The sequence below is a fragment of the Kitasatospora sp. NPDC057500 genome (assembly GCF_042802195.1).
Classification (GTDB): Bacteria; Actinomycetota; Actinomycetes; order Streptomycetales; family Streptomycetaceae; genus Kitasatospora.
The window spans coordinates 13,899-33,029 of the sequence record NZ_JBHVER010000024.1; the positions used below are offsets into that span (position 1 = coordinate 13,899).

At 72.4% G+C, this 19,131-nt stretch carries 19 protein-coding genes, 2 tRNA genes and 1 pseudogene; 20 read left to right on the forward strand and 2 right to left on the reverse strand.

The window, feature by feature from the left end; all coding sequences use genetic code 11:
• Positions 1 to 130 precede the first annotated feature (130 nt).
• The 12 genes and pseudogenes from gnd to ACFU74_RS08065 all read left to right on the forward strand — a co-directional run.
• Positions 131 to 1,027 (forward strand): annotated as a pseudogene (gnd, locus tag ACFU74_RS08010) (phosphogluconate dehydrogenase (NAD(+)-dependent, decarboxylating)); the annotation flags it as partial.
• 42 nt (positions 1,028 to 1,069) lie between these two features.
• The gene (gene recF, locus ACFU74_RS08015) at positions 1,070 to 2,203 is read left to right on the forward strand and encodes a DNA replication/repair protein RecF (RefSeq protein WP_380753509.1); all 1,134 of its coding nucleotides are present in this window, start codon (positions 1,070 to 1,072) and stop codon (positions 2,201 to 2,203) included.
• A gap of 179 nt (positions 2,204 to 2,382) precedes the next feature.
• Entirely contained in the window at positions 2,383 to 2,904 is a 522-nt protein-coding gene (locus tag ACFU74_RS08020; RefSeq protein ID WP_350543082.1) for a DciA family protein, read from the forward strand.
• A gap of 251 nt (positions 2,905 to 3,155) precedes the next feature.
• On the forward strand, positions 3,156 to 5,186 hold the full coding sequence (gene gyrB / locus ACFU74_RS08025; RefSeq protein ID WP_380753512.1) for a DNA topoisomerase (ATP-hydrolyzing) subunit B: 2,031 nt from the start codon (positions 3,156 to 3,158) through the stop codon (positions 5,184 to 5,186).
• Positions 5,187 to 5,308: 122 nt separating this feature from the next.
• Positions 5,309 to 7,849 carry a DNA gyrase subunit A gene (gyrA, locus tag ACFU74_RS08030; RefSeq protein WP_380753678.1) on the forward strand — a complete coding sequence of 847 codons (2,541 nt, stop codon included), beginning with the start codon at positions 5,309 to 5,311 and terminating at the stop codon, positions 7,847 to 7,849.
• Between the two features lie 150 nt (positions 7,850 to 7,999).
• Positions 8,000 to 8,734, forward strand: a complete 735-nt coding sequence (locus tag ACFU74_RS08035) for a DUF3566 domain-containing protein (protein ID WP_380753515.1) — start codon at positions 8,000 to 8,002, stop codon at positions 8,732 to 8,734.
• 276 nt (positions 8,735 to 9,010) lie between these two features.
• Positions 9,011 to 10,405 carry a class I SAM-dependent methyltransferase gene (locus tag ACFU74_RS08040; protein WP_380753518.1) on the forward strand — a complete coding sequence of 465 codons (1,395 nt, stop codon included), beginning with the start codon at positions 9,011 to 9,013 and terminating at the stop codon, positions 10,403 to 10,405.
• Between the two features lie 16 nt (positions 10,406 to 10,421).
• Positions 10,422 to 10,498, forward strand: a tRNA-Ile gene (locus tag ACFU74_RS08045).
• A 142-nt stretch (positions 10,499 to 10,640) separates the two neighbouring features.
• Positions 10,641 to 10,988, forward strand: a complete 348-nt coding sequence (locus ACFU74_RS08050) for a DUF6191 domain-containing protein (RefSeq protein WP_380753681.1) — start codon at positions 10,641 to 10,643, stop codon at positions 10,986 to 10,988.
• Positions 10,989 to 11,245: 257 nt separating this feature from the next.
• Positions 11,246 to 11,374 (forward strand): DLW-39 family protein, encoded by a 129-nt coding sequence (locus ACFU74_RS08055; protein WP_014137031.1) that lies wholly within the window; start codon positions 11,246 to 11,248, stop codon positions 11,372 to 11,374.
• 190 nt (positions 11,375 to 11,564) lie between these two features.
• A tRNA-Ala gene (locus ACFU74_RS08060) sits at positions 11,565 to 11,637 on the forward strand.
• Positions 11,638 to 11,786: 149 nt separating this feature from the next.
• Complete coding sequence (locus tag ACFU74_RS08065; RefSeq protein WP_380753524.1) at positions 11,787 to 13,073, forward strand: tyrosine-type recombinase/integrase; 1,287 nt, start codon at positions 11,787 to 11,789, stop codon at positions 13,071 to 13,073.
• A gap of 56 nt (positions 13,074 to 13,129) precedes the next feature.
• Here ACFU74_RS08065 and ACFU74_RS08070 read toward each other — a convergent pair whose 3' ends face one another.
• A complete protein-coding gene (locus ACFU74_RS08070; protein ID WP_380753527.1) occupies positions 13,130 to 13,396 on the reverse strand; it encodes a hypothetical protein in 267 nt (88 codons plus the stop codon).
• Positions 13,397 to 13,511: 115 nt separating this feature from the next.
• The gene (locus ACFU74_RS08075; RefSeq protein ID WP_380753530.1) at positions 13,512 to 13,940 is read right to left on the reverse strand and encodes a hypothetical protein; all 429 of its coding nucleotides are present in this window, start codon (positions 13,938 to 13,940) and stop codon (positions 13,512 to 13,514) included.
• 278 nt (positions 13,941 to 14,218) lie between these two features.
• On the opposite strand from ACFU74_RS08075, the gene ACFU74_RS08080 reads away from it, so the two are divergent.
• The 8 genes from ACFU74_RS08080 to ACFU74_RS08115 all read left to right on the forward strand — a co-directional run bounded on the left by ACFU74_RS08080 (position 14,219) and on the right by ACFU74_RS08115 (position 19,109).
• Positions 14,219 to 14,467, forward strand: coding sequence for a helix-turn-helix domain-containing protein (locus ACFU74_RS08080; protein WP_380753533.1), 249 nt, complete (start codon positions 14,219 to 14,221; stop codon positions 14,465 to 14,467).
• 308 nt (positions 14,468 to 14,775) lie between these two features.
• Complete coding sequence (locus tag ACFU74_RS08085) at positions 14,776 to 15,108, forward strand: hypothetical protein (RefSeq protein ID WP_380753536.1); 333 nt, start codon at positions 14,776 to 14,778, stop codon at positions 15,106 to 15,108.
• Positions 15,105 to 15,716 carry a hypothetical protein gene (locus ACFU74_RS08090; protein WP_380753539.1) on the forward strand — a complete coding sequence of 204 codons (612 nt, stop codon included), beginning with the start codon at positions 15,105 to 15,107 and terminating at the stop codon, positions 15,714 to 15,716. Before ACFU74_RS08085 ends, ACFU74_RS08090 begins: the two co-directional genes overlap by 4 nt.
• Positions 15,713 to 16,075, forward strand: coding sequence for a hypothetical protein (locus ACFU74_RS08095; RefSeq protein ID WP_380753542.1), 363 nt, complete (start codon positions 15,713 to 15,715; stop codon positions 16,073 to 16,075). Before ACFU74_RS08090 ends, ACFU74_RS08095 begins: the two co-directional genes overlap by 4 nt.
• Positions 16,075 to 16,272, forward strand: coding sequence for a hypothetical protein (locus ACFU74_RS08100; protein ID WP_380753545.1), 198 nt, complete (start codon positions 16,075 to 16,077; stop codon positions 16,270 to 16,272). Before ACFU74_RS08095 ends, ACFU74_RS08100 begins: the two co-directional genes overlap by 1 nt.
• A 219-nt stretch (positions 16,273 to 16,491) precedes the next feature.
• Positions 16,492 to 16,923: a hypothetical protein gene (locus tag ACFU74_RS08105; RefSeq protein ID WP_380753548.1), complete on the forward strand. Its 432-nt coding sequence runs from the start codon at positions 16,492 to 16,494 to the stop codon at positions 16,921 to 16,923.
• Entirely contained in the window at positions 16,920 to 17,402 is a 483-nt protein-coding gene (locus tag ACFU74_RS08110; protein WP_380753551.1) for a hypothetical protein, read from the forward strand. Before ACFU74_RS08105 ends, ACFU74_RS08110 begins: the two co-directional genes overlap by 4 nt.
• 81 nt (positions 17,403 to 17,483) lie before the next feature.
• Positions 17,484 to 19,109 (forward strand): hypothetical protein, encoded by a 1,626-nt coding sequence (locus ACFU74_RS08115; RefSeq protein WP_380753554.1) that lies wholly within the window; start codon positions 17,484 to 17,486, stop codon positions 19,107 to 19,109.
• Positions 19,110 to 19,131 lie beyond the last annotated feature (22 nt).

Below are 19,131 nucleotides of genomic sequence, written 5' to 3' on the forward strand. Positions count from 1 at the left end.
ACGGCTCCGTCCACAGCCCTGTGAACAAACCTGTGGAACCCTCCCCGGTCGGCCCGACCTCGCGGAGGCCCTTTCGCTCCAGCACGTAGGCTCAAGGTGGCGCGGCAACGGCGCCGCCCGCAGGGACGTCACCACAGGTAAGGATTTGGCTATGGAGCTCGGCCTCATCGGTCTCGGCAAGATGGGCGGCAACATGCGCGAGCGGATCCGCCGCGCCGGCCACACCGTCATCGGCTACGACCGCAACCCCGACATCTCCGACGTCGAGAGCCTCCAGGAGCTGGTCTCCGAGCTGCAGGGCCCGCGCGTCGTCTGGGTCATGGTCCCGGCGGGCGCCGCCACCCAGGCCACCGTGGACGAGCTGGCCGAGCTGCTCTCGCCCGGGGACGTGGTCGTCGACGGCGGCAACTCCCGCTGGACCGACGACATCAAGCACGCCGAGGCGCTGGCCGCCAAGGGCATCGGCTTCGTCGACTGCGGCGTCTCCGGCGGCGTCTGGGGCCTGGAGAACGGCTACGCGCTGATGTACGGCGGCGACGCCGAGCACGTGGCCAAGGCCCAGCCGGTCTTCGACGCGCTCAAGCCCGAGGGCGACTTCGGCTCGGTGCACGCGGGCGCCGTCGGCGCCGGCCACTTCGCCAAGATGGTCCACAACGGCATCGAGTACGCGATGATGCAGGCCTTCGCCGAGGGCTGGGAGCTGCTGGAGGCCGCCCCCGAGGTCACCGACGTCCGCGAGGTCTTCCGCAGCTGGCAGGAGGGCACCGTGATCCGCTCCTGGCTGCTCGACCTGGCCGTGCGCGCCCTGGACGACGACGAGCACCTGGCCAAGCTCAAGGGCTGGGCCGCCGACTCCGGCGAGGGCCGCTGGACCGTCGAGGCCGCGATCGACCACGCCGTGCCGCTGCCGGCGATCACCGCCTCGCTGTTCGCCCGCTTCGCCTCCCGCCAGGAGGACTCGCCGCAGATGAAGATGATCGCCGCGCTGCGCAACCAGTTCGGCGGCCACGCGGTCGAGTCGAAGTAGTCCCCGCAGTCCCTCCCCAGAAGGCGAGCGCAGTCCACCGTCATGCACGTCGCGCACCTGTCGCTCGCCGACTTCCGTTCCTACGCCCGGGCCGAGGTCGCCCTCGACCCGGGCGTGACGGCCTTCGTCGGCCCCAACGGCCAGGGCAAGACCAACCTGGTCGAGGCGGTCGGCTACGTCGCCACCCTGGGCAGCCACCGGGTCGCCGGCGACGCCCCGCTGGTCCGGCTGGGCGCCGAGCGCGCGGTGATCCGCACCTCGGTGGTGGACCGCGGCCGCTCCACCCTGGTCGAGCTGGAGATCACCCCCGGCAAGGCCAACCGGGCCCGGATCAACCGCTCCGACAACGTCCGCCCGCGCGATGTGCTGGGCCTGCTGCGCACCGTGCTGTTCGCCCCCGAGGACCTCGCCCTGGTCAAGGGCGACCCGGGGGAGCGCCGGCGCTTCCTGGACGAGCTGCTGACCGCCCGCGCACCCCGGCTGGCCGGGGTCCGGCAGGACTACGAGCGGGTGCTCAAGCAGCGCAACGCCCTGCTGAAGACCGCCGCGATGGCCCGCCGGGCCGGCGGCGGCAAGGGCGCCGACCTCTCCACCCTGGAGGTCTGGGACGGCCACCTCGCCAGGGCCGGCGCCGAACTCACCGCCTTCCGCCTCCAGCTGGTGGCCGCCCTCCAGCCGCTGGTCACGGCCGCCTACGGGCAGCTCGCGCCGGGCGCCGGCGACACCGCGCTGGAGTACCGCAGCTCCTTCGAGGGCGAGCTGCCGACCAGCCGCGAGCAGGCCGAGGAGCAGCTGTTGCAGGCGCTGCGGACGGTCCGCAAGCAGGAGGTCGAGCGGGGGATCACCCTGGTCGGCCCGCACCGCGACGAGCTGGTGCTCAAGCTCGGCCCGCTGCCCGCCAAGGGCTACGCCAGCCACGGCGAGTCCTGGTCCTTCGCGCTGGCGCTGCGGCTGGCGTCGTACGAGCTGCTGCGCTCCGACGGGGGCGAGCCGGTGCTGATCCTGGACGACGTCTTCGCCGAGCTGGACGCCGCCCGCCGCGACCGGCTGGCCGAGCTGGTGGCCGGCGGCGAGCAGGTGCTGGTGACCGCGGCGGTGGCCGAGGACGTGCCGAAGGCGCTGGTCGGCGCCCGGTACGCGGTGGCCGACGGCGAGGTCCAGCGCGTCGACGGCTGACCGCGCCCGACCGCGCCCCGCCCGTGCCCGACCGCCCGCCGCCGGCGCTCGCACACCCCTCGTCCGTACCTCCGTCTCCGTACCCCCGGGACCGCCCACCCGAGCCGCCGCGTGCCCGCCCGGCTCCCGTACGCTGGACGGCTCACCGTTGTCCACAGGGTGGGGATAAGGAGATCGCCGTGAGCGATTCGGCGGAGCACCCCGGGCCGACCGGTGCCGACCTGGCGCGTTCGGCGCTGCGGGCGGCCCGGGCGCAGGCCCGCCAGCGCGGTGAGCAGGTGCGCGAGAAGCGCGAGGCGAAGCGGCACGGCCTGCGCAGCGGGGCCCGCTCGGACGGCCGCGACCCGGTGCCGCTGGGGGCGGCGCTGACCCGGCTGCTGACCGAGCGGGGCTGGGAGTCCTCGGCCGCGGTCGGCGGGGTGATGGGCCGTTGGCCGCAGATCGTCGGGCCGGACATCGCCGCGCACTGCACGCCCACCGCCTACGACGACGAGGCCGCGGTGCTCACGGTGCAGTGCGACTCCACCGCCTGGGCCACCCAACTCCGCTGGCTCGCACGGCAGTTGGTGGCCCGTCTGAACCACGAGCTGGGCCACGGCACGGTCCGCACCATCAAGGTGCTCGGCCCCGCCGCCCCGGTGCGCGGCTACGGCCGGCTGCGCGCCCCCGGCAGCAAGGGCCCCGGCGACACCTGGGGCTGAGACCGGAGGGTCCGCGGGCGGAGCGGACCGTAATCCTCCGGAACCCCTGACGGCCCTGCCAGGCGCTCTGAGCCCCCCGGGCGAGTATCGGGACATGTCCCGAGGGGATTCAGGGCGCCATTTCTGCCCTCAGAGGCTGCCAAACGCCCATCGATGTCAGTCGTACCGGTAGACTGGGGGCCAAACACTGTTGCTAGTGGCAACCGAGTCGAAACGCCGTGGTCGCACGCCCGCCCGCAGAGGGAGCGGGGATGCGGCCCGCGCTGTGCCAGAGAGGGCGCTTCGTGGCCGATTCCGGCAACCCCAGCCAGATCCCAGACCAGACCGACCAGTCCGACAGGTCCTACGACGCGAGCGCCATCCAGGTGCTGGAGGGCCTCGACGCCGTCCGCAAGCGCCCCGGCATGTACATCGGCTCGACCGGTGAGCGCGGCCTGCACCACCTGGTGCAGGAGATCGTGGACAACTCCGTCGACGAGGCGATGGCCGGGCACGCGGACACCATCGACGTGAGGCTGCTGGCCGACGGCGGCGTGCGCGTGATCGACAACGGCCGAGGCATCCCGGTCGGCATCATGCCGGGCCAGGGCAAGCCGGCCGTCGAGGTCGTGCTGACGGTTCTGCACGCGGGCGGCAAGTTCGGCAACGGCGGCTACGCGGTCTCCGGCGGTCTGCACGGCGTCGGCGTCTCGGTGGTGAACGCGCTCTCCACCCGCCTCGCGGTGGAGATCCACACCGACGGCCACCGCTGGACGCAGGAGTACAAGGCCGGCACCCCGACCGCCCCGCTGTCCCAGCACGAGGCCACCGAGCGCACCGGCACCAGCGTCACCTTCTGGGCCGACCCGGAGATCTTCGAGACCACGGTCTACTCCTTCGAGACGCTCTCCCGCCGGTTCCAGGAGATGGCGTTCCTCAACAAGGGCCTGACCATCGCGCTGACCGACGAGCGCCCCGAGCACGTCGACGAGGAGGGCAAGCCGCTCTCCGTCACGTACAAGTACGACGGCGGCATCGCCGACTTCGTCGCCCACCTCAACTCCCGCAAGGGCGAGGCCGTCCACCCCTCGGTGATCGACTTCGAGGCGGAGGACAAGGACAAGGCGATCTCGGTGGAGATCGCCATGCAGTGGAACTCCTCGTACACCGAGGGGGTCTACTCCTTCGCTAACACCATCCACACCCACGGCGGCGGCACCCACGAGGAGGGCTTCCGCGCCGCGCTGACCGGCCTGGTCAACCGCTACGCGCGGGACAAGAAGCTGCTCCGCGAGAAGGACGACAACCTCTCCGGCGAGGACATCCGCGAGGGTCTGACCGCGATCATCTCGGTCAAGCTCGGCGAGCCGCAGTTCGAGGGCCAGACCAAGGACAAGCTGGGCAACACCGAGGCGAAGACCTTCGTCCAGAAGGTCGTCCACGAGCACTTCGGCGACTGGCTGGACCGCAACCCCAACGAGGCCGCGGACATCATCCGCAAGTCCATCCAGGCCGCCACCGCGCGCGTCGCCGCCCGCAAGGCCCGCGACCTCACCCGCCGCAAGGGCCTGCTGGAGTCCGCCTCGCTGCCCGGCAAGCTCAGCGACTGCCAGTCCAAGGACCCGGCCGAGTGCGAGATCTTCATCGTCGAGGGCGACTCCGCCGGCGGCTCGGCCAAGCAGGGCCGCGACCCGCGCACCCAGGCCATCCTCCCGATCCGCGGCAAGATCCTGAACGTCGAGAAGGCCCGGATCGACAAGGTGCTGCAGAACACCGAGGTCCAGGCGCTGATCTCGGCCTTCGGCTGCGGCATCCAGGAGGACTACGACGAGTCCAAGCTGCGCTACCACAAGATCGTGCTGATGGCCGACGCCGACGTCGACGGCCAGCACATCCGCACCCTGCTGCTGACCCTGCTGTTCCGCTTCATGCGGCCGCTGGTCGAGGCCGGCTACGTCTACCTGGCGATGCCGCCGCTGTACAAGATCAAGTGGGGCCGGGACGACTTCGAGTACGCCTACTCCGACCGCGAGCGCGACGCGCTGATCGCCGCCGGGGTCGAGGCGGGGCGCCGCCTGCCGAAGGACGACGCGATCCAGCGGTTCAAGGGTCTCGGCGAGATGAACGCCGAGGAGCTCCGGGTCACCACCATGGACGCCGAGCACCGCCTGCTGCTCCAGGTCACCCTGGAGGACGCCGCCCGCGCCGACGAGCTGTTCTCGGTCCTCATGGGCGAGGACGTCGAGGCCCGTCGCTCCTTCATCCAGCGCAACGCCAAGGACGTCCGCTTCCTGGACGTGTGACGCCCGCCCGCAGGGCCCCGCACGTACCAGTCCGCGTGAAAGGAAACTGACCACCAGTGGTCGACGACAACCGTCCCGAAGGCGAGCAGCCCGAGACCCCCGAGGCCGCCGCCACGGCGACCATGCGCATCGAGCCGGTCGAGCTCGAGACCGAGATGCAGCGCTCGTACCTCGACTACGCGATGAGCGTCATCGTCAGCCGGGCGCTGCCCGAGGTGCGCGACGGCCTGAAGCCGGTGCACCGCCGCGTGCTGTACGCGATGTACGACGGCGGCTACCGCCCCGAGAAGGGCTACTACAAGTGCGCCCGCGTCGTCGGCGACGTCATGGGCAACTACCACCCGCACGGTGACACCTCGATCTACGACACCGTGGTCCGCCTGGCCCAGCCGTGGTCGCTGCGGATGCCGCTGGTGGACGGCAACGGCAACTTCGGCTCCCCGGGCAACGACCCGGCCGCGGCCATGCGCTACACCGAGTGCAAGATGGCGCCGCTGGCGATGGAGATGATGCGCGACATCGACGAGGAGACCGTCGACTTCGCGCCCAACTACGACGGCCGCTCGCAGGAGCCGACCGTCCTGCCCGCGCGCATCCCCAACCTGCTGGTCAACGGTGCCACCGGCATCGCGGTCGGCATGGCCACCAACATCCCGCCGCACAACCTGCGCGAGGTCGCCTCCGGTGCGCTCTGGGCGCTGGAGCACCCGGAGGCCTCCGCCGAGGAGCTGCTGGACGCCCTGATCGAGCGGATCAAGGGCCCGGACTTCCCCACCGGCGCGCTGATCGTCGGCCGCCGCGGCATCGACGACTACTACCGCACCGGCCGCGGCTCGGTCACCATGCGCGCGGTCGTCGAGGTCGAGGAGATCCAGGGCCGGCAGTGCCTGGTGATCACCGAGCTGCCCTACCAGGTCAACCCGGACAACCTCGCGCTGAAGATCGCCGACCTGGTCAAGGACGGCAAGATCGCCGGCATCGCCGACGTCCGCGACGAGTCCTCGGCCCGCACCGGCACCCGCCTGGTGGTCGTGCTCAAGCGCGACGCGGTCGCCAAGGTCGTGCTGAACAACCTCTACAAGCACACCGACCTGCAGACCAACTTCGGCGCCAACATGCTGGCCCTGGTCGACGGCGTGCCGCGCACCCTGTCGCTGGACGCCTTCATCCGGCACTGGGTCAACCACCAGGTCGAGGTCATCGTCCGGCGCACCACCTTCCGGCTGCGCAAGGCCGAGGAGCGCGCCCACATCCTGCGCGCGCTGCTGCGCGCCCTGGACGTGATCGACGAGGTCATCGCGCTGATCCGGGCCTCGGCGAGCGCCGACGCCGCCCGCACCGGCCTGATGGAGCTGCTCTCGATCGACGAGCTCCAGGCCAACGCCATCCTGGAGATGCAGCTGCGCCGGCTGGCCGCCCTGGAGCGCCAGCGGATCACCGACGAGCACGACGAGCTCCAGCGCAAGATCGACGAGTACAACGCGATCCTGGCCTCGCCGTCCCGCCAGCGCGGGATCATCTCCGAGGAGCTCACCGCGATCGTCGAGAAGTACGGCGACGAGCGGCGCTCCACCCTCATCCCCTCCGACGGCGACCTCTCCATCGAGGACCTCATCGCCGAGGAGGACATCGTCGTCACGATCACCCGCGGCGGCTACGTCAAGCGCACCCGCTCCGACCTCTACCGCTCGCAGAAGCGCGGCGGCAAGGGCGTGCGCGGCGCGCAGCTCAAGCAGGACGACATCGTCGACCACTTCTTCGTGACGACGACCCACAACTGGATCCTGTTCTTCACCAACAAGGGCCGGGTCTACCGCGCCAAGGGCTACGAGCTGCCGGACGCCGGGCGCGACGCCCGCGGCCAGCACGTGGCCAACCTGCTGGCCTTCCAGCCGGACGAGCACATCGCCCAGGTGATGGCCGTGCGCACCTACGAGGACAAGCCGTACCTGGTCCTCGCCACCCGGGCCGGCCTGGTGAAGAAGTCCCCGCTGAAGGACTACGACTCCCCGCGCTCCGGCGGCCTGATCGCGATCAACCTGCGCCAGGACGACGAGGGCCGGGACGACGAGCTGATCGGCGCCGAGCTGGTCTCCGCCGAGGACGACCTGCTGCTGGTCTCCAAGAAGGCGCAGTCGATCCGCTTCACCGCCACCGACGAGGCGCTGCGCTCCACCGGGCGCGCCACCTCCGGCGTCAAGGGCATGGCCTTCCGCGAGGACGACGAACTGCTCTCGATGAACGTGGTCCGTCCGGGCACCTTCGTCTTCACCGCGACCGACGGCGGCTACGCCAAGCGCACCGGGGTGGACGAGTACCGTGTCCAGGGACGCGGCGGCTACGGCACCAAGGCGGCGAAGATCGTCGAGGGCCGGGGCTCGCTGGTCGGCGCCCTCGTCGTCGACGAGAGCGACGAGATCATGGCGATCACCCTGTCCGGAGGAGTGATCCGCACGAGGGTTTCCGAGGTTCGTGAAACCGGACGTGACACCATGGGCGTCCAACTGATCAACCTGGGCAAGCGCGATGCGGTCGTGGGCATGGCCCGCAACGCGGAGGCCGAGGACGAGGAGTCGGCGGAGGACGAGGTGGCGGGTACCGAGTCCACCGAGGTGGCCGAGGGTACGGAGACGGCGCCGGGCGGCGGGACCGCCCAGGCCTGACCTCGTACCGCGTCGGCCGGTACCGTCACGTCCGTACACGACGTGGCGGTACCGGCCGCCGACCAGTTCCGGGCAATCCCGCCGGGCGCTGGATGACGAGTGACGAAGCAGGGCGGTGACGCCGTCCTGGTGGGAAGTGCGGGAGGACCAGTGAGTGGAGCCACGGGTGCTGGGGGAGGCGCCACCGGCGGCCGTCCGGGCGCAGCACAGGGCGGCGCGTACGGCGTGCCGCAGCCGCCGGCCGAGCACCCGGCCGCGTCCACCTCGCTGATGCCCCCGGTCGGCGGGGCGGGCCAGGGCGGGACGTACGGCGGACAGTCGACGCCTCCTCCGCCGGGCGCCCCGGCGCCGGGCTCGGGCGGCTTCTCGCAGCCGACCACCTACGCCAAGGGGCAGCCGACCCCGCCCCGGGGCACCCGGGTCGGCGGCGGCAACACCCCGCCCGGCGGGACGCCCGCCGCGGGCACGCGCCGTCCGGCGGCCCCGCCGGTCTCCGGCGGCGGCCTGGGGCGGACCAGGAAGGCCCGGCTGCGGGTGACCAAGGCCGACCCGTGGTCGGTCATGAAGGTCAGCTTCCTGCTGTCGCTGGCCGTCGGGATCATCATCATCGTGGCGGCCGCGGTGCTGTGGATGACGCTGGACTCGCTCGGCGTCTTCGACTCGCTCGGCAAGACCCTGAAGGACGTCACGGGTTCGGAGAACAACGGCGGCGGCCTGAACATCATGGACTACGTGGGCTTCGGCAAGGTGATGACCTTCACCTCGCTGATCGCCGTGGTCGACGTGGTGCTGCTGACCGCGCTCTCCACCCTCTCGGCGTTCATCTACAACGCGGCGGCCGGTTTCACCGGCGGCATCGAGCTCACCCTGGCCGAGGAGGACTGATTCCCGGGGCGTGACCCCGGATCAGTTCCCGCCCCGCACGGGGCGTTTCCGTCCAGGGGCGGAATCAGCGGGCCCCACCGGCTGTTGCAGCCGGTGGGGCCCGTCGGCATTTCGGGTGACAGCCGCGGGGTGCGGCGTGCCGCCCGGAGGGGCCGGGGGCGCGGTGGGCTTAGCTTGGTCCGCCCGTTCCGCGTCACCCGGCCGGCGCAGGCCTCCCCGGTCTCCACCGGAGGGGTCCGGGACGGCTGTTCAGGCACGGCAGGACGGAGGCGCGCGATGGCGGAGCTCGCAAGGCGGCTGGTCGAGGCCCTGGACGGGCTGCTGGGGGTCCCGGTGCCGCTGCGGGTGCAGGCCTGGGACGGCAGTGTCGCGGGGCCGCCGGGGGCGCCCACCGTGGTGCTGCGCAACCGCCGGGCGCTGCGCCGGCTGCTCTGGCGGCCGGGCGAGCTGGGCCTGGCCCGCGCCTACGTCTCGGGGGACCTGGAGGTCGCCCCGGGCACCGAGCTGTACGACGTGCTGCGGGCCGTCGCGCAGTTCGCCGAGCTCCCGGAGATCCGCCGGCTGCGGCTGGGCCCCGGCGACGTGCTGGGCGGCAAGGGGCGCCGGGTGGCGGGCGCGCTGCTGCGGGCCGGTGCGCTCGGCCCCGAGCCGGTGCCGCCGCCGGAGGAGGCCCCGGCGGGCCGCGGGCGGTTGCACAGCCGCGGACGGGACCGCGCGGCCATCCACCACCACTACGACGTCGGCAACGGGTTCTACGGTCTGGTGCTCGGCCCGTCGATGGTCTACTCGTGCGCCTACTGGGAGCCCGCCGCGAAGAGCCTGGAGGCGGCGCAGGAGGCCAAGCTGGACCTCATCTGCCGCAAGCTCGGCCTGCGGCCCGGGATGCGGCTGCTGGACGTCGGCTGCGGCTGGGGCTCGCTGGTGCTGCACGCGGCCCGGCACTACGGGGTGACGGCGGTCGGCGTCTCGATCTCCGAGGAGCAGGTGGCGCTGGCCCGGCGGCGGGTCGAGGAGGCAGGCCTGGCGGACCGGGTGGAGATCCGGCTCCAGGACTACCGGGAGATCCCGGACGGCCCGTTCGACGCGATCTCCAGCGTGGGCATGGCGGAGCACGTCGGCGAGGCCCAGTACCGGGTGTACGCGGAGGGCCTGTACCGGTTGCTGGCGCCCGGCGGCCGGCTGCTCAACCACCAGATCGCCCGCCGTCCCGACCACCCCGGTGAGCCCTACCGGCCCAGCCCGTTCATCAACCGCTACGTCTTCCCGGACGGCGAACTGTCCCCGGTCGGTTCCACCGTCTCCCGGCTGGAGGAGGCGGGCTTCGAGGTGCGCGACGTCGAGTCGCTCCGCGAGCACTACGGGCTGACCCTGCGTGAGTGGGTGGCCAATCTGGAGGCGCACTGGACGGAGGCGGTCGGGCTGGTCGGACGCGGCCGGGCGCGGGTGTGGCGGCTCTACATGGCGGCCTCGGCGCTGGCCTTCGAGGAGAACCGGATCGGGGTCAACCAGGTCCTCGCGGTGCGCACCACGGCCGCGGGCGACGCGCGCCTCCCGGCGACCCGCGCGGAATGGCTGGCGGCCCCCGGCACCGTCTCCGACCTGCCCGTCCCGGAGGGTCCGGGCGCGGGCCCGGCCGCAACGGATTTGGGGGATCGGGGATCGGTCCGCTAATCTTTCAGTGCGGCAAGGGGCTATAGCTCAGACGGTTAGAGCGCTTCCCTGATAAGGAAGAGGCCACAGGTTCAAGTCCTGTTAGCCCCACCACCGCGAAGGGCCCGGAGCGACGCTCCGGGCCCTTCGGCGTTTTCGGCGTCCGTTCCCGGAACCACGGGCGCCCGCCGGTTGTTCTACCGGTGGAGGCCGGGCCAGGGTCCCGGCGGCGTCCGACGGTGAGGCGGTGGCACAAGTGGGTCTGGTCTTCGCGATGACCATCCCCGGACTGGTCTGCGTGCTGGTGGTGCTGGCCTTCGTCGACCAGCTGGCGCTCCGGGCGAGCCGCTCGCGCCTGGTGCCCTGGCGGGGGACCGGACGGGAGGGGCAGGTCTCGGCGACCGGCTTCGAGCAGTTGCACGCGCAGTTCGCGGCCGGCAAGCAGCACCAGCTCGACGAGCGGCGGAGCACGCTGATGCTGCGCGACGAGGAGGGCGACGGGGCTCCGCCGCGCACCCGGGTGGACCTGGCGTCCGGGGTGGCGGTGGTGGTGCCGCCGCCCGGTTCCCCGTCCGGTTCCCCGTCCGCCGGGCGGGAACGGTGACGGCTCTGCGGAGGCTCTGCGCCGGGCCGACCGTACGACAGGAGGTGTAACGTCAATCCTCCGGCCGGACCGGTCGGTTGGAGGCAGCGGTGGCTGGTCACGATTGGGACACCGGTGTGTATCATCGGCCGCAAGGGCAGTCCGGCATCCCGACCGCCCGTTCGTGCTCGTAACACAACCACGGACTCGTCGGCCCGATCGGAACGATCGGCGCCCGGCTGCTGAGTCCGTCAACGCAAGAAGGACGAGGTCCCGCGGTGAAGAAGCTTCTCCTGGTCGCCCTGGTCGCCCTCGGCGGCTTCTTTGTCTACCGTCAGGTCCAGGCGGACCGCGCCGAGCAGGACCTGTGGACCGAGGCCACCGACCCGGTCCCGGCCGGTCGCTGAAGCCCTCGGCGATCTGACGATCGACAGTCTTCGGAGGTGCCGCACGGCGCCTCCAGGGCCGGTCGGCCCGGTCGGGTGACCGGGTCGGCCGGCGGTTCCGGCCCCGCACGGCAGGAGTGCCGGGACGGGGCACCGGATTCGCGCCGGAACCGGGTACGCTAGTGTCCGGCGGTGCGCCTGGTGCCGCCCCGGGGCTTTAGCTCAGTTGGTAGAGCGCTGCCTTTGCAAGGCAGATGTCAGGAGTTCGAGTCTCCTAAGCTCCACATGCGCCCGCAGCAGGCGGGCAGTACCACAATGAAGGGTCTGACCAGCAGAAAGCTGGTCAGACCCTTCATGGTTTCCCGGCTCGGCCCGATGATCTGCCGCTGTCGTGACAGCACCGATTTACACACCACCGGCGTACTCTCATCGCATGGCATCGATTCGCGTTCGCGAACGCAAGACAGGCGGCACCACCTATACCGTCACTTGGCGTGAGGGCGGGGCCCGGACCGACCCGCCCCAGAGCGAGAAGTTCGACGACGAGGACGGCGCCAAGCGCTTCAAGGACCTCGTCAACGGGCACGGCCAGCACTGGCCGCCCAACTGGGTCAAGGGGGTGGGCTTCGTGGACCCGGCGGCCGCCGAGCCGGAGACGATGGCCGTCGACCCGGCGCACATGTTCGAGGCCTACGCCGAGAAGCATGTGAGCCTCCTCACGGGCATCGAGGGCGGGACCAAGCGGAAGTACTACCGGATGGTCCGCGACGTCATGGTCCCGTGGTTCCGAGACAAGACGATCACCGACGGGCCAGACGCCATCACCGAGGAGGACGTGAAGGCCTGGCTCCTCGCCCTCAAGGAGGGCACATCGGCCCCGCACGACCCGTCCGACCGGAAGCGCACGGCGTACTCCGCCAAGACCGTGAGAGACCACCACGGCCTCCTCAGCGCGATCCTCGGATCGGCCACACGGGGTCAGATCCCGCTCCGCCGGTACAACCCCTGCTCGGACACGAAGCTGCCGCGGACCGACGACGGCGACAGCGAGGAGAAGACCTTCCTGGAGCACTGGGAAGCCGGCCTCATCCTGCGGCATCTCGCCGCCGACGCCGTCGACCTGGTCCAGGTCATGCTCGGCACCGGGCTGCGGTGGGGCGAGGTGTCGGCGCTCCAGGTGCGAGACGTCGACCACGTCGGCGGCCGGCCCGTCCTAAGGGTGTCCCGTACGTGGAAGGGTGACGAGAACGGCAAGCGGTTCACCGGCGCGCCCAAGAGCGTCAAGTCCCGTCGGACGCTCATCCTGACGCCCTACCTCGCCTCGCTCCTCGCCCGCGCCAGCCGGGGGAAGAAGAAGACGGACCTGCTGTTCCGCGCCGTCGAGGGTGGCCCCTGGCTCCCTGGCACATTCCGCCGACTGCGGTGGCTCCCCGCCATCGAGGCCGCCGCCGCCGAGGGCATGCTGAAGCAGCCGAGGTTGCACGACTGCCGGCACACCCATGCCGCGTGGCTCGTCGCCCGGAACGTGCCGCTCCCGGCCATCAGCGCCCGACTCGGGCACGAGAGCATCCAGACCACCATCGACGAGTACGGCCACCTGCTCGCGATCCTGGACGACGACCTGGTCGCTGCTGTCGAGTACAGCATGGGTGCCGCTCTGGACCCGGTGATCCCGGACGACGTCCGCGGCGCGTTGGAGCTGGAGGCCGCGCTGGTGTAGCCGAAGACGCCGCTGCGCCCCGCGTCGACGAGCGGGGCGCAGCGGCGTTGTCTGGGTCAGGCTGCGGCGTGGCCGGATGCCTGGGGGAGCGTGAGGGCGCCGGCGGCGATCTGGCGTACGCGCGAGGCGAGGATTTCCGCTGCGCGGTCCGGCGTCGTGCCGGTGTCCGTCATCCACCGCCCGACTAGCCTTGCAGCCTCGGTCGCGGTGGCACCCGGCACCACCCGGGGGTCGGTCAGCAGCAGGAGCCGGCCCCGGATGACCAAGATCGAGACGGGGGCGCCGTCATCGAGCAGGGCAGACACGGTCTCCACGGTTTCCACACAACCCCCTTGCCCGGCGGCCGTGCCGCCCTGTTTCGCGAGGCCGGGATCGAACGTACACCCGTTCGAGGGGCGAAAACAGGAGGTATCTGCTCCGCATCAGCATTGCTTAGATTTAAACATTTCTTGAGCGAGATTTTTCATCCTCTGCTGCAATGAGCGCCTCGATCACCGCCCTGGTTCGAGGTAGATCGGTCGGGTCCATGTCAGCAAGGTGTCCGACAATGGCCCTCACGTCCGGCGGGAGGTCCGCCAGTTCCGTCGGGATGTACTCCAGGAATTCCTCGGCGGCTGCCGCTTGCACCTGCCGCAGCGGGAGTCTGATGCCGGTGGCGAGAGCGCGGAGCACCTGGGGCTCGGGGGCTCTCGTGATCTTTCCCTTCGAGAGCTTGTTCAGATAGCTCAACCCTGGGACGTAGCCCGACTCCGGGTCCACCGCCGCTTCGGCGAGCTCTCGGAAGCTCATACGGGTCAGGGCATCACTCACCAGGGCTGACAGTGGCCCGAGCCTGGGTGAGGGGTCGCTGGTCCTGGCCTCTGGCATGGCTCCTCCTTCGCGCGCTTCCCCGCCGTCCGCTGCCCTAGGCGGGTACTCGGGCTGGCCTGTGGGGCGTGCCCGTCCCCGGACACGCTACAGGCGCCGCTGTGCCAGCGGACACGTGATCTCGCCAAAGATCGGTTCCGTACCCGAACGCGGATCTGCCCCTGCCGTGGTGTTCTCGATTGAGAACGGTTATGCTCCGTTCCGGAACGTGAGGCGCACCGAGTGACATCGATCGTCATCGAGCGGCCTCGCGCGGCACGAGAAAGGAGGCCGCTCCCATGACCACCCTCACTCTGGTCCGTCCGCTCAACTACGCCGAGCTGGCGGAGTACCTCGGCATCGAGGAGAGCTGGCTGCGCCGGCGCATCAAGCGCCTGCCCCACCAGAAGTACGGCCGAGAGGTCCGCTTCTCGGCGGACGACATCGAGGCGATCCGCCGGATGCACACCCACACCCCGGCGCCCGTCGCGCCGAATGGACTGCCCGGCGCGCTGGTCCCCCGCAAGGCCGGTCGGACGGCGGGCTGACGGTGACATCTCGCCCGTCTCCCCCGGGCGCAGCGCCCGCCAGCACCGCGCGCATCCGGCTCGACGGCCGTCCCGACGACGTCGAAGCCATCCTGCGGGCTCTCGGTGGTGCGGCCGGCCTGGCTGTTGTCCGCGTATCTCGGCCCGCCGACGGCGACCGCACCGACGAGATCCGCCAGTACGTCAGGGTCCGGCTCGCTTCCCAGGCAGCTCAAACCGCGACGTAAACACAAGGGCCGCTCGCCCTGGCATCGACTCCAGGGGCGGCGGCCCGGCCCTACCCACCACTCACACGGAAGTAGGACCCGATGAAGAACAGTACCGGCCCGAACGCCCTCCGGGCGCAGCATGCCGCGCTGCGCACCATGCTGCGGCTCCTGGAGGCCGCGGCAATCCGGCGGGCGCCGGCGCCCGAGTGGACCGTCACACCGGACGGCGCCGTCCAGGCCCAGTTCGTCGGCCCGGACGCGGTCGTCGCCCTCAACGCGTGGCGCGACGCGATCCCGGCCGCCGCGATGTCGGCGGTTCGCGTGGCCGGCGGCCTGGAGTACGGGCTGACGATCGTCCAGGGCGACGTGTCCGTGACCATCTCCGCGTACGCGCCGCACCGCGTCACGGCCCCGGTGGCGGTGCCCGCATGAACGAGACGACCGCCATGACCCGCGACCAGGCCGTCGCCGTCCTCGCCGGCGTCCGCTCGACCGACGGTTCCCCGTCGGTGGAGCGCCTCGCCGCCATCTACACGGGCGACCTCGACACCATCGTTCCCCGCGCGCTCACCTGGGCGCAGCGCACCCGCCGCACGGCACACCGCCTGCTGCGCACCGTGCTGCCGGTGCTGCGGGAGCTCGTGGCCGAGATCGTCGTGCAGGACCGCGCCGTCCAGGAGGCGCAGCAGCAGATCGAGGTCCTCCAGGCGCGGCCGGTGCCGCTCACCTCCGAGTCCAGCGCGCACGCGCGGCTCGCCGCCGCGCACGACGTCGCGCGGCGGCTGACGGAGCGCCTCCAGCCGGCGCCCCGGTCGGTCACTGTCGAGAACACCCCGCATGCGCCTCGGCCTGTCGTCATCGCGCACGCGCTCGACGACGGCCCCGCCGTCGAGGCGTGGGCCTCCATGCTCGGCGTGCCGGCCGCGCGGACCGTGCACGGCGGCGGCTACACCTACGTGACCGCGACGTGCACCATCGACGGCGTCGACGTCAGCCTGGAGACCACCATCCTGTCGCGCCCCACCGAGGTGACGGTGTGACGGGCGAGCAGCACATCGTGCACACCGCCGAGCTCGTCGTCCAGGCGCAGCTCGGCCAGGACCCGACGCCGGCCGCGATCGTGCGGGCGCTGGAGTCGGCCGGCCTGCTGCGCACCACGCCGCTGACGGTGTACCGGGCGGAGTGGGACACCGAGCCGCTCGGCCTCTACACCTCCCGAGAGGTCGCGCAGGGCCGCTGTCTCCTCGACGCCATCGACCAGCAGCCGGACGCGCGGATGGCCTGGGCGCCGGTGGAGGAGGACGCCCCGGACGGCGAGGAGTACCTCTCCGCCGACGGTGCGAACACCGAGTACTACGTCGTCCCGATCCGGTTGCGGCGGACCGCGGAGGAGATCTGATGCTCCGCTGGCTCCTCGCCCTGTGCATCATCGCGGCTCTGTGTGTCGTGGCCGCGTGGATCGAGCAGCTGGTCGCCGAGGCCCGGCTGGCGCGGGCGCAGCAGGCCTGGCAGGCCGAGCACGCCGAGGACGACCTGGTCGCTCTTCCGGCCCGGGCCGTCGCCGACGGCCCCAGACCGGTCCGGTCCCGCCGATGACCCCGGACCCGGGCACGACCCGCGACCTCCTCGTCGGGCTGCACGTCGTGTTCGGGTCCGGCCCCCCGTACGGGCCGCATCGGCCCCCGACCGCGGACTACGACTGCCCGTGCGGTCACCGCGATGCCGCGCTCGGCGCGGCCGCCGTCCGGCACCTGGTCCACGTCACCGGGCCCGAACACCTCACCACCTGCCCCCTCCGCCCCCGAGAGGACACCCATGCCCCTGCCCCCCGTTCCCGCCGCCGCTGACACCCTGCCCTTCTCCGGGCCCGTCACCGGCCCCGAGCACTACCGGTTCGCCCAGCAGCGCCTCCTGATGGCCTGGGAGGAGGACCGCTCTCCGGAGAACGTCGCGCACCTGGTCGCCGAGGCCGGCGTGCACGCCACCCTCGCGCTCGCCGCCGCGACCGCGCTCGGCTCGCCCGCGACGTCCGGCATGGACCTCGCCGACTACGACGAGTGGGTCCAGACCTCGTCCGAGACCCGCACCCCGGCGCCGGCCCCGAGCGTGCCAACCCGCAGCCTGCACGACGTGCTCGTGGATGCGCTGTTGCGGTACCGCCACCCGTACGAGCGCTCCGGGCCGGAACACCTCGCCACGCACCTCACCGACTTCCTGAACGCTGCCGGATACAAGGACGCCCGATGAGCACCACCCCGACCACCGCCCACGTCGACCTGCACACCGGCGTGGTCGACGTCCCCGACCCTGCCCCGTTCGCCGAGGTCCTCGCCCAGCACATGGGCGGCCGCGTGCACGACGCCGCGAGCGCCGAGCTCCACCAGCTCCTCGGCGCCGTCGCCCAGCACCGCAAGAAGGGGTCGCTGGCGCTGCTGATCGTCGTCGAGCCGCCGAAGGGCGCCGTCGAGGACGGGCCGCTGTCCGTCGCCATGTCCACGGTCCTCAAAGCACCCAAGGGCGAGACGCCGGCGAGCACGTACTACCTCGACCGCGACGGCCGCCCGACCCGGCGGGACCCCCGGCAGGACGCCCTGTTCGACGACGCGCCGATCGAGGCCCGGCAGGCGGTGCTGCGCGCCGTCCTCGCCCGCGCCGGTGTCGATGTCGACGACGCCGACGGCCTGGCCGCCGCGCTCGACGCCGCCGGCTACCGCCAGCAGCAGTAGGCACCCGCCCCTGTACGGCCGGTGGGCGCGGCGGCACCGTCCCGCGCCCACCGGCACCACCCCCGGACCACCTGGAGCACCATGCCGCGGCCCGCCGTCGCCGTCGCCGCCGCCGTCCAGCCCGATCCGTCCACCGGCACCGGGCAGACCCCGGCGCCCGACACCACCTCCCCCGTCTCCTCTCCGTTCTGGAGCCGGGTCCCTCACCACTGGGTCGCGCAGGTGACCGGCGATCACCTGCGCGCGATCATGCTGACCGGCGACTACGCGCGCCTTCGCGACGGCTACTGCTGGGCCGCCGACCGCACCCTCGGCGAGGCGCTCGACCTCCACCCGGACACCGTCGGCAAGGGCCTGCGCCGCGCAGAGGCACTCGGCATGCTCCGCTCGGTCCAGCGCTCGGGAGGCACGTCCGCGCGCGTCCTCGTCCTGCCCTCCGAGGACGACGACGTGCTGTGGGTGTGCGTCAGCGCCTACGCCCGCAACACCCTCAGTGGCGGCCACTTCTCCGTCTACTGCGTGCTGTCCGTCCGCTCGCACCTCGACGAGCCCACCAGCATGGGCCTCATAGCCAGGCTGGCCGGCGTCGGCGAGAAGGAGGCCCGGGCCGCCGTCGCCGACCTGGTCGCGGACGGCTGGATCACCCGGGCCGACTCCTCCGGCCGCGCCGCCCGCTACACCGTCCACCACGCCCCGATCGCCGGCGTCCCCACCCAGCTCCTCCTCGACGTCCCGCTGCCCCGCCAGACCAAGTCCCGCCGCTGCGCCCCGCCAGCGCCCGCGCCGCACGCCGAGATCGACGGCCAGATCGCCCTGTTCGACCTCGACGAGCTGGCCGCGACCCCTGCCGGATCGACCGTCACCACCCCTGCCGGATCGACCGCGACCACCCCTGCCGGATCGACCGGACGAACAAGCTCCTCCCAACAAGATCTCTTCAACAGGCCCCGCGCCGTCGGGGTTGGTTTGTCCGGCGGAGCCGATACCGCCGTACCGCGCGTCACGGGCGCGCCCGCGAGCACCCGCGAGGCCGCCGCCGGGCCCGGCCGCGCATCGGCTGCGCCGGAACCCCGAACCGCCCCCATGCCCCCGCTGCTGATCACCGCCGCCGCCTACCAGGTCCTGGCCCAGGCCCCCGGCCTGGTCGCCCGGATGGGCCGCTGGGAGCAGCGGGAGGCCGCCCGCGCCATCGGGCGGGCGATCGAGGACGTCGACGATGTCCAGCGGGTCGCCGACCGCCTCGCCCGCCGCTGGGCCACCGCCGATCCGGACGACGTCCGGCGCCCGTACGGCTGGCTGGTCCGACGCGGCCTGGTCCGCCGCGGCTGCGACGACCCGTGCTGCGAGTCCGGCTGGGACACCGCCCGCCAGGCGGACTGCCGGACCTGCGTGAAGCAGCTGGACCAGGCCCGCGAGGCCGCCGCGGCCCGCCGGGCGCAGCACCGCCCGCGCCCCGTACCCGCGCCCCGACCGGCCCCCGCCCCGGCGTCGGCGCCGGCCGCCGTCCCGGCGCCGCGCCGCTTCTGCCCCGCCCACCGCGCGACCACCCTGCCGTGCGCCCTGTGCCAGGCCGCGGCCGCCGTCCCGCCCGCCGAGCCGGACGCCGCCCACATCGGCCGCGCCTACCGCGAGCAGCTCGCCGCCCGCCGCCTCGCCCGCGAGAGCGCCGCAGACGCGGACTGGGCGAGCCGGCACGGCATCGCCTGACCGCCTGACCCACCGAGGAGAC

What these genes read in the sequence shown, in the direction of transcription:
- ACFU74_RS08040 (WP_380753518.1), top strand. Translation starts at nt 9,011, where the DNA reads ATGGCGGAGCTCGCAAGGCGGCTGGTCGAGGCCCTGGACGGGCTGCTG.
- gyrA (WP_380753678.1), top strand. Translation starts at nt 5,309, where the DNA reads ATGCGCATCGAGCCGGTCGAGCTCGAGACCGAGATGCAGCGCTCGTAC.
- ACFU74_RS08080 (WP_380753533.1), top strand. Translation starts at nt 14,219, where the DNA reads ATGACCACCCTCACTCTGGTCCGTCCGCTCAACTACGCCGAGCTGGCG.
- ACFU74_RS08100 (WP_380753545.1), top strand. Translation starts at nt 16,075, where the DNA reads ATGCTCCGCTGGCTCCTCGCCCTGTGCATCATCGCGGCTCTGTGTGTC.
- ACFU74_RS08115 (WP_380753554.1), top strand. Translation starts at nt 17,484, where the DNA reads ATGCCGCGGCCCGCCGTCGCCGTCGCCGCCGCCGTCCAGCCCGATCCG.
- ACFU74_RS08110 (WP_380753551.1), top strand. Translation starts at nt 16,920, where the DNA reads ATGAGCACCACCCCGACCACCGCCCACGTCGACCTGCACACCGGCGTG.
- gyrB (WP_380753512.1), top strand. Translation starts at nt 3,156, where the DNA reads ATGCGGCCCGCGCTGTGCCAGAGAGGGCGCTTCGTGGCCGATTCCGGC.
- recF (WP_380753509.1), top strand. Translation starts at nt 1,070, where the DNA reads ATGCACGTCGCGCACCTGTCGCTCGCCGACTTCCGTTCCTACGCCCGG.
- ACFU74_RS08105 (WP_380753548.1), top strand. Translation starts at nt 16,492, where the DNA reads ATGCCCCTGCCCCCCGTTCCCGCCGCCGCTGACACCCTGCCCTTCTCC.
- ACFU74_RS08065 (WP_380753524.1), top strand. Translation starts at nt 11,787, where the DNA reads ATGGCATCGATTCGCGTTCGCGAACGCAAGACAGGCGGCACCACCTAT.
- ACFU74_RS08090 (WP_380753539.1), top strand. Translation starts at nt 15,105, where the DNA reads ATGAACGAGACGACCGCCATGACCCGCGACCAGGCCGTCGCCGTCCTC.
- ACFU74_RS08085 (WP_380753536.1), top strand. Translation starts at nt 14,776, where the DNA reads ATGAAGAACAGTACCGGCCCGAACGCCCTCCGGGCGCAGCATGCCGCG.
- ACFU74_RS08075 (WP_380753530.1), bottom strand. Translation starts at nt 13,940, where the DNA reads ATGCCAGAGGCCAGGACCAGCGACCCCTCACCCAGGCTCGGGCCACTG.